This window comes from Halorubrum sp. ARQ200, from assembly GCF_005435115.1.
GTDB classification, from domain to species: Archaea; Halobacteriota; Halobacteria; order Halobacteriales; family Haloferacaceae; genus Halorubrum; species Halorubrum tropicale.
Map to the genome: position 1 here is coordinate 94422 of NZ_SGTZ01000004.1, position 13002 is coordinate 107423.

A 13002-nucleotide genomic window follows, 5' to 3' on the forward strand; every position below is an offset into this window, starting at 1 on the left:
TTTGTCGGTCCGGCGTCCACCACGGACAACGTGAAGGGACAGGACTGGTACCAGGCCGACGAGGTCGCCGAGGAGTACGACGACGTCCGCTTCTCCGGCGGCGGACAGCTCATCGACCGCCGGGAGAAGGAGGCCGTCCTCGCCGCGTTGGGACCCATCGATCCAGGTCACCGCGTGCTGGAGGTCGCCTGCGGCACCGGGCGGTTCACGACGATGCTCGCCGACCAGGGCGCGGACGTCGTCGGGCTCGACGTCTCCCGCGAGATGCTCGAACAGGCCCGCGAGAAGGTCGCCGCCGCCGGGCACGCCGACGCCGTCGAGTTCCTCCGCGGCGACGCCTCGCGGCTCCCGTTCCCGGACGACCACTTCGACACGGTCGTCGCGATGCGCTTCTTCCACCTGATGGACGACCCGGTCCCGTTCGCGAAGGAGCTCCGCCGGGTCAGCCGCGATCAGGTGTTCTTCGACACGTTCAACAGCCGTAGCCTGCGGACGCTGTACACTTGGCTGCTCCCGATGGGCTCCCGGCTCTACTCGGAGCGACAGGTCGCCGCCATGCTCGGCGACGCGGGCCTCACGCTCGCGAACGAGGAGCACGACTTCGTGCTGCCGTACGGCTTCTACCGCGAGCTGCCGGGCGCGGTCGCGCGGCCGTTCCGGGCGCTCGACGAGCTCGCGGGCGACACGGTCCCCGGCGACTACGTCGCCTCGGTGTCCTACTGGGACGCCAGGGTGCCGGACGAGGAGTGAGCGGCGCGCCGCCGCTCGTCGCCTGTCCCGTCGTCAGAAACCGCCGCCGCCTCGCTTCGCCGCCGCTTCAGCCCGCTTCCTCGACCACTTCGCCGACGGCGAAGTTCGACTTCACTTCGGTCACTTCGATCTTCACGCGCTCGCCGACCTCGGTGTCGGGGACGATGATCACGTAGCCGCGCTCGACGCGGGCGATCCCGTCGCCCTGCTTGCCGAGGTCCTCGATCTCGACGTACCGCATCTCGCCGGGCTCGACCGGCGGCTGCGGTCCGTCGTCGTTCCGGGAGGGGGCGGCGTCGGCGTCGTCCGTCGACGCCGCGGTTCCGTCGCGGGCGACGAGCGCGACGCGGTACGTCTCGCCCGGCTCCAGCGACCCGGTCTCGATCTCTCGGTTGGGCACGTCGACGACGTACTCGCCGTCGTCGGCCTCGCGAACTTCCGCGCTGAACAGACAGAGGAGCTTCTCGGAGATTTCCATAGTAGACTCCATCGGAATCTGGGAGCGGGTCAGTATAGTTGTACCGCCGACACTGTTAGGCGACGGGAGCGGGGCAGGCACCAACGCCTTTGTCGGCACCGGTCGAAGGGCCGTCCATGCCACTCTTCGATCTGCCGCACGCAGCTGTCTCGCCGCCGATAGTGACGCCGTTCGTCCCCGACGGCGACGCCCCCGGCGGCGAGGTCGACGCCGACGCCCTCGCGAGCCACGTCGACGCGCTCGTCGAGGCCGGGATCGACGGGGTGGTCCCCTGCGGGACGACCGGCGAGTTCGCGAGCCTCGACGACGGCGAGCGGCGGACCGTGATCGAGACCGTCGTCGACGCGGCCGACGGGCGAGTCCCGGTCATCGCCGGCGCGGCCGACACCGCCGTCTCGCGGGTCAGAGACCACCTGTCGGCCGCCGCGGCGGCCGGGGCCGACGCGGGGCTCGTCACGCTCCCGTACTACCACACGTCGACGGACCCGGACGGGCAGCGCGCGTTCCTGGAGGCCGTCGCCGACGACGCCCCGCTCCCGATCCTCCTGTACGACATCCCGGCGACGGTCGGCGAGGGCATCGACCTCGACGCGCTCGCCGACGCGGCGAGCCGCGAGTCGGTGATCGGGATGAAGGACACGACCGGCGACCTCACCGGCCTGGAGGCGAAGGTCGGCGGGACGCCCGACTCCTTCGCCGTCTTCCAGGGCGTCGACGCCCAGCTGTACCCGAGCGCGAGCCTCGGCGTCGACGGCGGGATACACGCGCTCTCGCAGGCGATCCCGGAGGTGTTCGACGCGCTCGGCGAGGCGATCCGCGCCGGCGACGACGAGCGGGCACTGGCGCTCCACCGCCGCGCGGTCGCGCCGCTTTTCGCCCGCTGCGCCGACCACGGCTTCGCGCCGGCGACGAAGGTGGCGGCGGCGCACCGCGGCTTCATCCCCGACCCGGCGGTGCGCCCGCCGCTCACGCTCCCGGACGAGACCGCCCGCGAGGCGATCCGCGACGACGTGGACGCGGCGCTGGACGTGGTCTGATCCGCGAGAAGCCGGACCGCGGACCCGCAGCCGGCCGCTACTCCCCGCCGATCGGCGTCCCGTCGGCCTCTTTCGGTCCCTCCGAGTCGAAGACGACGACGTCCCCGTCGGCCCGCTCGCGCGCTCCGGGCTCGTAACTGTCCCGGACTCCGATCGCCTCCTCTAACTCGCGCACCGCGCGCTCCTTCAGCGCGGCCGCGAGCTCCTCGGCGTCCTCTCGGGAGATGTCGCGACCGAGCCCCTCGCACTCGTGGGCGCGGACGACGCCCGCCTCGTCGACCGCCTCGCCCATCGGCTGGCTCGTCCCCTCCAGGGCGACGCTGAACGGGTACGTCCGGCAGATGAGGGGCCGCGCGTCGTGGACGGTACAGGCGCCCTCCCCGCCCGACTCCTCGTAGAAGGTACAGTCGCCGCAGCCGTCGGTCGCGAGCGCCCACTCGAACGTCTCGCCGGTCGGCTCGCCGTCACCGTCGGCGTCGAGGCCGAACGGCATCGGCCGCGCCACGTCGCGCCAGTCGTACGCCTCGCCGAACTCATCCTCGGCGGCCTCGGCGACGCGCTGGACCTCGTCCGGGAAGACGGTCGCGGTGTGCGGCTCGCGGCCGGCGGCGCCGTCGCCGTGGCAGTCGGGGGTATCGCCGTCGCCGTCTGAGCCCCCCTCGTCTGCCCCCTCTCCCGCGGGCGCGCCCCCCGGCTCGTCGGGGGCGTAGCCGGCACAGCAGCCGCCGCAGCGCGTACACTCGAACCCGATGGACTCGATGGCGTCCGCCAGGTCCGCGACCGCGAGGTCGCGGGCGGCGTTGAGTTCGGCTTCGAGCGACTTCATGTGTTACCCCTTCGTGACGCGCGCGAAAAACCCCGACGGTCCCGAGCGAACCGGAGCGATATATATCCCTCTTAGCAAGCCCCATGACCGGGCGGGAGACGAGTCAACACGTATGGCCGCGAAGCCGCACGCGCGACTGCCACCGGCGTACGACTCCCTCCGGGTCGGTATCGCGCTGTTCGACGTCGCCGACGGTACCGTAGAGAGCGCGAACGACCGCTTGGAGTCGCTCGTCGGGTACTCGACCGCGGAGCTCCGCGGGCTGTCAGTCGGTCGATACACCGCCAACACGTACCGCTTCTCCGAGTCGGAGTTCGCCGACCGCCTCCGCGAGGCCGCCGCCGGCGGCTCGCCCGAGTTCACGTGGCGGATCAAGCGGCGTGACGGGGAGTTGGTCTGGGTCCGCGTCTCGCTCTCCCCGTGGTCCGGCGACCGGGGGCTGGAGAACGACGCCGACCGACGAACAGACGGCGACGGAGAGCGCGAGACGGGCGCGAGACGGGTCCTCGCCGAGGTGCGCGACATCAGCGAGCACTACGCTGCGAGCCGGCGCGAGGCACTGTTCTGGCGCGTGCTCCGACATAACCTCCGGAACGAGGCGAACAAGATCATCGGGTACACCGGCGAGATCCTTCGGACGACCGACGACGACGGCGTTCGCGAGGCTGCCGCGGATGCGCGCGAGGCCGCGGTGGGGCTCGGCGGCGTCGCGACCTCGGTCAAGGAGATCCAGCAGGCCGTCAGTCGGTCGGAGCCGCCGCGTTCGCACCGACGGGCCGCCGCCGCCGCGCGCGACGTCGTCGCCGCGCTCGAACCGTCGTACCCCGACGCCGAGTTCGTCGTCGACGAGCGCAGACCCATGTGGATCCACGTCGACGCCGCGTTCGACCACGCGCTTCGCCACGCGGTCGAGAACGCGGTCCGGCACGCTGACGAGCCGGACCCGACCGTCGAGGTGACCGTCCGCCCGTCGCCGAACACGGGGCGCGTGGAGATCCGCGTCGTCGACGCCAACCCGCACATCCCGGAGGCCGAGGTCGACGCCCTCGACGCGTTCGGCGAGGTGACGAACACCCGCCACGGGACGGGCGTCGGCCTCTTCGTGATGAAGTGGTGTATCGAGTCGCTCGGAGGAGAACTCGAGTTCGAGCGCCGAGACCCCCGCGGCAACGTCGTCCGGCTCTACCTCCCGGCGAGGGAGCGGCCGGCGCCGTCAGCCTGACGGCGCCCGGCGAAGGAGCGAAGTGCGCCCGCGACCTACCGATCGGCCGTGAAGGAGTTCGAGCGAAAACAGCTCCTGGAACGGGTCGAACGGGAATCGTCGACGATCGGCGTCGACATCCCGGAGTCGATCGAGATCCAGGGGGAGGCGATCGACCTCCGGTCGTTCGTCTTCGAGATCAAGCGGCGCGACTCGGTCCCGCCCGGCGAGCGCGACCGCGTCGAGCGCGCCAAGCGGAACCTCCGCCGCGAGCGGCTCGACCGCCTGGCGCCGATCGAGGACAACGAGGTGAGCTACGAGGAGGGCGAGCGGCTGGCGGCGTCGGTCATCGGCATCGACCGCGCGCTGGAGGCGTTGGAGGGGCTCGACGCGCCCGACCCGGAGACCGAGGCCAAGCGCCAGGAGGCCGCCGACCAGAAGCGCTGGATGAACTTCCTGAAGAAGGCGCTCGGGCGCGAGGACGCCGGCGGCGGGAGCGGTCGCACGCGGTTCTGACCGCCGGCGAGGGGGCGGTCGCGGCCCCCCGGCCGCGCTCAGTTCCCGGTGAAGTCGATCCGCGAGCCGCTGCCGTCGCCCTTCCCCGCGGAGGGGCCGAGCCGGACGAACTCGTAGGCGTCGTCGTCGAGGTACACCGCGCCGTCCGCGACCGTCACGCCGACCGATTCGAGGACGGCGCCCTCGCAGGGCCCGAAGTTACAGTTGCCGCCGTCGGCCTCGAACGTGGCGCCGTGCGTCTGACAGAACACCTCGCCGTTGCGCACGAACGCCCCGTCGTCCTTGTCGAGGCGCACGTCGGTCCAGTGCTGGCAGTAGTTCCGGAACGCGCTCACCTCCCCGGCGGCCCGCGTGAGGATCGCCTCGACCTCCGGGGCGTCGCCCTCGCCCTCGCCGAGGTCGCCCTCGCCCTCGTCGACCGTCTCGGGGTCGACCGGGCGCAGGGTCGCGAGCAGCGTGCTCTCCTCCGGGACCTCCTCGACGCCGGCGATCCGACGGGTCTCGTCCATGTCGTCCGGTGGGATGGGGCCGATTTGAACGCTGTGGTCCCCCGCCGACCTCAGAGCCGCTCGCCGTCGTAGTGGGTCTCCTCGATCCGCCGGTCGAACAGCCGCGAGAGGAGGGTCGTGAGCGGGCCGGCGACCCCCTCGCCGTCGCCGTCGACCGCGATGCCGTCGACGGTCGCGACGGGCCGGACCTCCCAGGTGGTGTTCGTGAGGAACACCTCGTCGGCCTCGCGCACCGCGTCGGGTGCGTACGTCCCCTCCTCGACCGGGATCCCCTCCGACTCCGCCAGCTCGATCACGGTCGATCTGGTGACCCCGGGGAGGATCGGGCCGTCGAGCGACGGCGTCTTGAGGGCCGTCCCGTCGGCGAAGAAGAGGTTCGCGGTCGCGCCCTCCGCGACGTTGCCGTCCGGGTCGAGCATGAGCGCCTCGTCGGCGCCCGTGACCCGGAGTTCGAGTCGAGCCAAGATTCCGTTGAGGTAGTTGTGGGTCTTGGCCGCGGCCGGGATCGCGCGGTCGGCGGGCTTGCGCGTCTTCGTCGTCTGGAGCGCGGCCGGGCCGTCGTGGACCGGGTCGCTCCCGACGCCGCCGCGCGCGAGCGGCTTCGCGATCACGACGACCGTCGGGTCGCTCGCCGGCTTCGGGTCGAGCGTCCCCGGCTGGACCCCGCGAGTGATCGAGAGCTTCACGTACGCGTCCGCGAGGTCGTTCGCGGCGAGCGTCTCGTCGACCCGGCGTTTCAGGTCCGCGTCGGCGAGCCCGTGGTCGATCCCGAGCGTCTCGCAGGCGTCCCGGAGCCGGTCCGCGTGCGCGTCCCACCGGAAGACGGCGCCGCCGTACGCGCGCATCGTCTCGAAGGCGGCGTCGCCGTAGGCGAACCCGCGGTCCTCCACCGAGACGGTCGCCTCCGAGGCGGGGACGAGGTCGCCGTCGACGTGGTACAGGCGGTCCGAACCCTCGTCTCCCTCACGCATCCTCACACACCTCCACGAAGTTCCGGACCATGCGCTTCCCGCGGGGCGTCAGGATGCTCTCCGGGTGGAACTGGACGCCGACGTGCGGCTTCTCGCGGTGGCGCACGCCCATCACGACCTCGCGCTCCTCGTCGGTGCGGGCGGTCTCGACCAGCTCGGCGGGGAGGTCCTCGCGCTCGACGCACAGCGAGTGGTACCGTCCGACCCGCAGGCGGTCGGGGAGCCCGGCGAAGACGCCCTCGCCGTCGTGGGTGATCGTCGACGGCTTCCCGTGGACGACCTCCGGCGCGTGACCGACGCGGCTCCCGCCGCTCGCGCACAGCGCCTGGTGGCCGAGACAGACGCCGAACACGGGTCGGTCGAGCTCGAAGGCGTCCGTCGAGACCCCGGCCTCAGCGGGCGTCCCCGGGCCGGGGGAGACGACGACGCCGTCCGGGTCGAGCGCGCGGATCCCGGCGAGGTCGACCGCGTCGTTCCGCCGGACCGTCACCGCGCCGGCGACCTCGCCGACGTACTGGACGAGGTTGTACGCGAACGAGTCGTAGTTGTCGACCACGAGGACCCGGGCGTCGGCGTCGCCCGCGCCGGGGCGCCACCCGCCCGCCGCGTCGGCGTCGTCCGCCGCGGTCGCCGCGTCGGCTGCGTCGCCCGTCATCGCTCGGCCGCCTCCTCCGCCGCGGACCCGTCCTCGGCCTCGACCGCCATTCCGCCGGCGGCGAGCGCCTCGTCGACCGCGCTCACGAGGGCGCGCGCCTTCGCGAGCGTCTCCTCGTACTCCGCGTCCGGGTCGGAGTCGTGGACGATCCCCGCCCCGACCCGGAGGTGGTACTCGGCGGCGTGGCGGACGAGCGTCCGGATGACGATGTTCAGCGTCGCGCGCCCGTCGAACCCGGCCGCGAACATCGACCCGGTGTAGGGTCCGCGGCGGGTCGGCTCCAGCTCGTCGATGATCTCCATCGTCCGCGGCTTCGGCGCGCCCGTGATGGTCCCGCCGGGGAAGCAGGCCGCGACCGCGTCCGCGAGCCCCACGTCCGGGCGGGCCTCGCCCTCGATCAGGCTCACGAGGTGCATCACCTCGCTGTAGCGGTCCACCCGGCGGTACTCGCTCACCTCGACCGTGCCGAACCGCGACACCTTGCCCAGGTCGTTGCGTTCGAGGTCGACCAACATCGCGTGCTCGGCGCGCTCCTTCTCGTCGCCGGTCAGCTCGGCCTCCAGCGCCGCGTCACCGCTCGCCGTGTCCCCCCGCGGCCGCGTCCCCGCTATCGGCTCCGTGACGAGCCGCGCGCCGCGGTCGGGATCGTCGGTCGGCTCGCGCGCTAGGAGGAGTTCCGGGCTCGCGCTCACGAGGTCGACGCCGCTCGGCCGGTCGGCCCCGGTCTCACCGGAGCCGCCGAACTCGATCAGGCCGGAGTACGGCGCCGGGTTCACCTCGCGGAGCGCGTCGTACGCGTCGACCGGGTGGACCGCGGCCGGCGCGGTCAACCGCTGGGAGACGTTCGCCTGGAAGGTGTCGCCCTCGCGGACGTGCTCTTTGACCCGCCGGACCGCGTCGGCGTACCCCTCGCGGCCCACGTCGCTCTCGAAGGTCGCGCTCTCCGCGGTCGGGTCGGGCGGCGCCTCCGAGGCCGCGTCCCCGGTCTCGATCCGGGCTACCAGGTCCCCGGCCCGCGCCCGACCCTCGTCGAACAGCGCGTCGAGCGCGTCGCGGTCGCCCTCGGGATCGTCGAGGCCCGCCGGCACGCGGGGACAGGCGGTCACGCGGAGCGTAACGGTCCCGTCGCCGTCGCCGTCGTCGCCGTCCTCGGCGTCCACCGGACACTCCCAGGCCGCGATCCGGTCGAAGAGCGCGGCCTGGAGCCGCGGGAGCCCGCGGTCGTCGACCGCGCCGGGGCCCGCGGGCGGCGCCGGCGGGAACGCCTCCAGTCCGCGCGCCACGTCGTAGGAGAGCCAGCCGAACGCGCCGCACGGGTACGGCACCTCGCAGTCGCCGCGCGCCAGCGCCTCGCCGTCGAGAACGCCCTCCAGGGCGGACAGCGAGGCCGACGGGCGTCGGTAGTCGCCCGCTCTGTCCCCCCCTTCGACGCGCTCCGATCCGTCCGCGTCGCCCGCGCCGGCGACGACCGCCTCGGCGGCGACGGTCAGTCGCTCGACCGGGTCGACGCCGAAGTACCCCCACCCGGACTGGCCGCCGCTCGTCTCGTAGAAGACGCCGCCGGGGCCGCCCCGCGCCCGGCGGTAGGCGTCGAAGGGGTCGTCGACGGCGACCCGGAGCTCGACCGGGACCCGCGCGCCGTCCGGCGCCGCGGCCGCGACCGCGCGGAACCGCTCCCGGTCGGTGTGTACCGTTCGCCTCATGGGACTCCGTTCGGCGGGCGCGACGAAACAGTTGCGGTCGCCCGACCCGCCCGTCAGAACTCGCCCGCGCGGTCGATCCACGTCGCGGCGCGCTTCTCGCCGACGCTCGTGCCCTCCGCCACCTCGGCGGCGTCCGCGTCCGCGAGGTCGGCCACCGTCTCGATCCCGATCTCGGCGAGCCGCTCGGCGTACGCCGGGCCGATTCCCTTGATCTCCTCGACGCTCGGGCCGCGGTCGTCGTCGTCGACCGCGACGTCGTCCGCCTCGCCCGCCGCGGCCTCCGCCTGCTCGGCCGCCTCGTCCGCCCCCGCGCCCTCGTCGTCGACGAGCGACTCCGTCGAGGCGGCCGCCTCCGTCTCCGCGGCGACCGCCGCCTCGTCGCCGTCGTCCGCCTCGCTCTCCGCCGGCTCCGCGTCGCTCGACTCGACCGAATCACCGGCCGCTGGCGGCTCGGCCGCCGGCTCCGGTTCGTGCTCGACCGTCACTTCCGTCTCGCCGGACTCGCGCTCGCCCGAACCGCTCCCGAATCCGAGCTTCTCTTTGAGCTTCTGGAGTAGCGCCATTGCCGGCGGCTACACGTGCGAGATATTTAAAAACCCTCTCCGCCGCAATAGACCGCCGGCCCCGTCCCGCCTGTTTATAAGTGACGCCGGGCCGTCGCGGTCGTATGGACGTGATCAATCCGGTCATGTGGTCGGTCCACGTCGGCTTCGCCGTCCTCTGGGTCGGCAGCGTGCTGTTCGTCACCCTCGCGGTCCTCCCGCCCGCGCTCCGCGGCGAGATCGGGACGACCGCGCTCGGCTCGGTCGTCGGTCGCCTGCGCTGGATCACCCGGATCAGCGCGGTCGCGTTCGTCCTCTCCGGCGGCCACATGGCCGGGACGCTGTACACCTTCGAGGCGCTGACGGGCACGCCCCGCGGGCACCTCGTGTTGACGATGCTCGGGCTGTGGTTCGTCGGCACCGGACTCGTCGAGGTCGCCGGCTCGAAGCTGGCCGACGGGCTCGACGCCGACAAGCTCCGCGAGCCCGCCCGCGAGGCCAAGCCGTTCCTCTACGGCGCGTCCGCCGTCTCCCTCGGCCTGATCGTCACCGCCGGGCTGCTCGCGAGCCCGTCGCTCCTCTGAGCGGCCGCCGGGCCCTCCGTCCGTTCACTCCAACTCCGCCCGCAGCGCCGCGTTCATCGCGTCGACGGGCGCGTCCTCGCCGGTCCAGATCTCGAACGCCTCCACCCCCTGGTACAGCAGCATCCACGCGCCGTCGACCGTCGTCGCGCCCGCGGCCGCGGCCTCCCGCAGGAGCCGGGTCTCGATCGGCGCGTACACCGCGTCGAGGACGGCGAGGTCGCCGTGGAGGTGTTCGTCGGGCACCGGGGTCTCGTCGGGCGCCTCCATCCCCACGCTCGTCGCGTTGACGAGCAGGTCGGCGGCCGCGACGCGCTCGCCGAGGCCGTCGAGGCCGCCGCCGGTCGCGCCCGGCACGTCCCCCGCGAGCTCGACCGCGCGCTCCGCGGTGCGGTTCGCGACGTGGACCGCCGCGCCGGCGTCCGCCAGCGCGAACGCGGCCGCCCGCCCCGCGCCGCCCGCGCCCACCACGAGCGCGTCGCGGCCGTCGACGGTCACGTCGTGGTGTTCGAGCGCCCGCGTCACCCCCGCGGCGTCGGTGTTGTGGCCGCGCGGCCGGTCGGCCTCGCCCGCCCGGACCGGGCCGTAGTCGACCGTGTTGACCGCGCCGATGCGCTCCGCGAGCGGGGCGACGTCGACCGCGTCGAGAACGTCCCGCTTGAACGGGACCGTCACGTTGAGCCCCGCGACGCCGAGGTCGGCCGCGCCCGATATCGCCGCGGCCGCGGCGTCGGCGTCCGGCTCGAACGCGACGTAGCGCGCGTCGAGGCCGAGCGCCTCGTAACCCGCCTCGTGCATCGGCGGCGACAGCGAGTGGCCGACCGGGTTCCCGATCAGTCCGTACACGTCCATGCCCGCTCACGCGGCCGCGACCGACAAAAACGGGTCGGTCGGCGGGTCGCTCTCGCCGGCCCTCGCCCCGTCTCACTCCCGCCGGCCGTCGGCGTCCCGCTCCGCGTCGATGACGTCTTCGAGGGTCTCGGTGCCGACGTCGCTGGCGATCTTGACGCCGACGAGCGACACCACGATGCCGCCGACGATGAACGCCGCGAGCTGTTGAACTGGGGTCATCGTCATGCCGTACGCCGACAGCGGCTCGTGGATCGCCTCCTGCGCGAGGAAGTACCCGGCGAACCCGCGGACGACGAGGGCGACCGCGGCGATGACGAACGGGAGGTTGAGGTACGGGGTCCGGATCCCCTCGTCGCGGATCAGCTCGTCGAGCAGCCGCCCCACGGCCGCGGTCACGCCCGCGACCGCGAACCACGGGACGGCGGCGTAGGTGAACTCCACGACCTCGACGAGCCGCGCCGATCCGGGGGTGAGGTTCGAGGCGGCGAGGAAGCCGAAGAACCCCCCGACGAGGGCGAGCCCGCCGGCGACGACGTACGTCACGACGGACACCTGGCCGGCGTACAGCGCCTCGCGGACGCGCTCCGGCAGCCCGGCCACGAGCCGGTCGACCGCGAGCCCCTTGTACAGCAGCGCGGCGCCGAGCAGCCCGGCGACGCCGGCGACCGCCTCGCCGGCGGAGAACCAGTAGAACAGCGCGGGGACTAAGAGCAGCGCGACGCCGAACGGCACGAGGACCGTCGAGCGAAGCTGCTCGTCCGCGAGGAACTGCTTGAGCAGGTAGTAGGTGGACTCGATGTCCCGGGCCTGCCGGACGACGACGCGGTCGACGGAGTCGACGGGGACCCGCGACTCGACGACCGGGAGGACGCGCTCGTCCTCCGCGGAGTCGACGACGACGATCGCGGCCCGCGGGTCGTACCGCTCCACGAGGTCGTCGAGCTGGGCGGCGATGGAGCGGTCGGCGCCGACCGGGGAGTCGCTCTCGGCGGAGACGACCGCAACCACCGACTCCTCGCGTTCGTCTCTGAGGTCGCGCGCGACGCGCAGCGACTCCAGCAGGCAGTTCACGCTGGCGTCCTCGGGGTCGTCCAGCCCGGCGTCCGTGACCAGCGACCGGACGGCCTCCCAGCCGGCGACCGGCATCGGGACGTTGGTGGCGCGACCGATCGCCCCCGAGCGGTCGACGCAGATGACCAGCGTCGTCACGTGTCGTCTCACACCGCGGCCGGACAAAAATCCTCCCCGTCGGTCGCCGCGCGCCGTTCGGCCCTCGCGGCCGCGCTTTCGTCGGCCTCCGCCGCCCCCACGGCCGATCCGTCGCTACCGGAACTCCACGTCGATGTCGCCGCCGTCGTCGGCGAACACGCCCGCCACGCCGCTCCCGGCCGCGAACGCGACGCGCTCGGCGCCGATGCCGAGCCGCTCCGCGAGCCCGCGCTCCGGGGTGAACTCGCGGACCTCGGGCTCGGCCCCGATCAGGTCGGCGAGCCGGTCCTCGACGTCGTCCTCTGTGCCCAGCTCGTCGACCAGGCCGAGCTCGGCGGCGTCGTCCCCGAGGTACACCCGCGCCTCGGTCTCCCGGATCGCTTCGGGGTCCATGTCGCGGCCCTCGCTCACGGTCTCGACGAACTGCTCGTAGTAGCCGTCGATGATCCCCTGGAGGTACTCCCGTTCGTCCTCCTCGATCTCCTTCAGCGGGACGCCGGCGTCCTTGTACTCGCCGGCGGTGAACTGCTCGTAGGAGATGCCGAGCTTGTCGGCGAGCCCCTTCGCGTTCGGGCGGGAGCCGACGACGCCGATGGAGCCGACGAGGCTCGCCTCGCGCGCCCACAGCTCGTCGCAGCCGCTCGCGATCCAGTACCCGCCGGAGGCGCAGGTGTCGGTCGCGTACGCCACCGTCGGCCCGTCGAAGTCGGCGGCCGCCCGCCGGATGTCGTCGCTCGGCACGACCTCGCCGCCGGGCGTGTTGAGCTCGACGAGCAGCGCCTCGGCGTCGTCGTCCTCGTCGGCCGCCTCGATCTGCTCGACCACGTCGTCCGCGGTCGCACCGCCCGGGCCCGAAAGCGGCGACGGCCGCCCCTGGTTCCGGCGGATCGGCCCCGAGACCGTCACCTTCGCGACGTTGTACTCGTCCGCGTCACCGAATCGCCCGCCCGTGAGCCGCGCGAGGACCGCGCGGCCCGCGATCGTCGTCGCCGCGCCGACCGCGGCGGCCGCGAGCAACCCCTTCCGTCCGTTCGCCGGCGCGTCGTCCATACCGACGGTTGGCGGCGCTCCCGTTTATATGCTGTCGTGGGCGACGCCAGTCGCCGGGACCGGCCGCCCGCGCCCGCCGGGCGCGTCGCTGTCGACCGTGGAAAACCGCAGAAAACCGCGTC

15 protein-coding genes are annotated in these 13002 nt (G+C 73.3%); 5 read left to right on the forward strand and 10 right to left on the reverse strand.

The window, feature by feature from the left end:
• Window positions 1–30 precede the first annotated feature (30 nt).
• Window positions 31–750 (forward strand): class I SAM-dependent methyltransferase, encoded by a 720-nt coding sequence (locus EXE50_RS07495; RefSeq protein ID WP_053771727.1) that lies wholly within the window; start codon window positions 31–33, stop codon window positions 748–750.
• A gap of 67 nt (window positions 751–817) precedes the next feature.
• Here EXE50_RS07495 and EXE50_RS07500 read toward each other — a convergent pair whose 3' ends face one another.
• A complete protein-coding gene (locus EXE50_RS07500; RefSeq protein WP_053771726.1) occupies window positions 818–1228 on the reverse strand; it encodes a TRAM domain-containing protein in 411 nt (136 codons plus the stop codon).
• A 116-nt stretch (window positions 1229–1344) separates the two neighbouring features.
• Between EXE50_RS07500 and EXE50_RS07505 the strand changes: the two genes are divergently transcribed.
• The gene (locus EXE50_RS07505) at window positions 1345–2265 is read left to right on the forward strand and encodes a dihydrodipicolinate synthase family protein (RefSeq protein ID WP_053771725.1); all 921 of its coding nucleotides are present in this window, start codon (window positions 1345–1347) and stop codon (window positions 2263–2265) included.
• Between the two features lie 37 nt (window positions 2266–2302).
• Here the strand turns inward: EXE50_RS07505 and EXE50_RS07510 are convergent, their stop codons facing one another.
• Window positions 2303–3091 carry a YkgJ family cysteine cluster protein gene (locus tag EXE50_RS07510; protein WP_137704754.1) on the reverse strand — a complete coding sequence of 263 codons (789 nt, stop codon included), beginning with the start codon at window positions 3089–3091 and terminating at the stop codon, window positions 2303–2305.
• A gap of 112 nt (window positions 3092–3203) precedes the next feature.
• Between EXE50_RS07510 and EXE50_RS07515 the strand changes: the two genes are divergently transcribed.
• Both EXE50_RS07515 and EXE50_RS07520 read left to right on the forward strand, forming a co-directional pair.
• Window positions 3204–4313 carry an ATP-binding protein gene (locus tag EXE50_RS07515; protein ID WP_137704755.1) on the forward strand — a complete coding sequence of 370 codons (1110 nt, stop codon included), beginning with the start codon at window positions 3204–3206 and terminating at the stop codon, window positions 4311–4313.
• A 48-nt stretch (window positions 4314–4361) separates the two neighbouring features.
• The gene (locus tag EXE50_RS07520) at window positions 4362–4808 is read left to right on the forward strand and encodes a DUF5788 family protein (protein WP_053771722.1); all 447 of its coding nucleotides are present in this window, start codon (window positions 4362–4364) and stop codon (window positions 4806–4808) included.
• Window positions 4809–4846: 38 nt separating this feature from the next.
• Here EXE50_RS07520 and EXE50_RS07525 read toward each other — a convergent pair whose 3' ends face one another.
• Genes EXE50_RS07525 through EXE50_RS07545 form a run of 5 tightly spaced genes read right to left on the reverse strand, consistent with a single transcriptional unit; the run spans window position 4847 to window position 9209 of the window.
• Window positions 4847–5317, reverse strand: coding sequence for a Rieske 2Fe-2S domain-containing protein (locus tag EXE50_RS07525; protein ID WP_053771721.1), 471 nt, complete (start codon window positions 5315–5317; stop codon window positions 4847–4849).
• Between the two features lie 50 nt (window positions 5318–5367).
• Window positions 5368–6288 carry an aminotransferase class IV gene (locus tag EXE50_RS07530; protein ID WP_137704756.1) on the reverse strand — a complete coding sequence of 307 codons (921 nt, stop codon included), beginning with the start codon at window positions 6286–6288 and terminating at the stop codon, window positions 5368–5370.
• Window positions 6281–6943 carry an aminodeoxychorismate/anthranilate synthase component II gene (locus EXE50_RS07535; RefSeq protein WP_137704757.1) on the reverse strand — a complete coding sequence of 221 codons (663 nt, stop codon included), beginning with the start codon at window positions 6941–6943 and terminating at the stop codon, window positions 6281–6283. The genes EXE50_RS07530 and EXE50_RS07535 overlap by 8 nt, the downstream gene beginning before the upstream one ends.
• Complete coding sequence (locus tag EXE50_RS07540; RefSeq protein ID WP_137704758.1) at window positions 6940–8646, reverse strand: anthranilate synthase component I family protein; 1707 nt, start codon at window positions 8644–8646, stop codon at window positions 6940–6942. Before EXE50_RS07540 ends, EXE50_RS07535 begins: the two co-directional genes overlap by 4 nt.
• A 53-nt stretch (window positions 8647–8699) precedes the next feature.
• On the reverse strand, window positions 8700–9209 hold the full coding sequence (locus EXE50_RS07545; protein ID WP_053771717.1) for a helix-hairpin-helix domain-containing protein: 510 nt from the start codon (window positions 9207–9209) through the stop codon (window positions 8700–8702).
• A gap of 104 nt (window positions 9210–9313) precedes the next feature.
• On the opposite strand from EXE50_RS07545, the gene EXE50_RS07550 reads away from it, so the two are divergent.
• The gene (locus EXE50_RS07550) at window positions 9314–9772 is read left to right on the forward strand and encodes a transporter (RefSeq protein WP_137704759.1); all 459 of its coding nucleotides are present in this window, start codon (window positions 9314–9316) and stop codon (window positions 9770–9772) included.
• Between the two features lie 24 nt (window positions 9773–9796).
• Here EXE50_RS07550 and EXE50_RS07555 read toward each other — a convergent pair whose 3' ends face one another.
• From EXE50_RS07555 to sppA, 3 genes are all read right to left on the reverse strand, one after another.
• A complete protein-coding gene (locus EXE50_RS07555; RefSeq protein ID WP_053771715.1) occupies window positions 9797–10621 on the reverse strand; it encodes a shikimate dehydrogenase in 825 nt (274 codons plus the stop codon).
• Between the two features lie 72 nt (window positions 10622–10693).
• Window positions 10694–11830 carry a DUF373 family protein gene (locus EXE50_RS07560; protein ID WP_053771714.1) on the reverse strand — a complete coding sequence of 379 codons (1137 nt, stop codon included), beginning with the start codon at window positions 11828–11830 and terminating at the stop codon, window positions 10694–10696.
• A gap of 114 nt (window positions 11831–11944) precedes the next feature.
• Window positions 11945–12880 carry a signal peptide peptidase SppA gene (sppA, locus tag EXE50_RS07565; protein WP_053771713.1) on the reverse strand — a complete coding sequence of 312 codons (936 nt, stop codon included), beginning with the start codon at window positions 12878–12880 and terminating at the stop codon, window positions 11945–11947.
• Window positions 12881–13002: the final 122 nt, after the last annotated feature.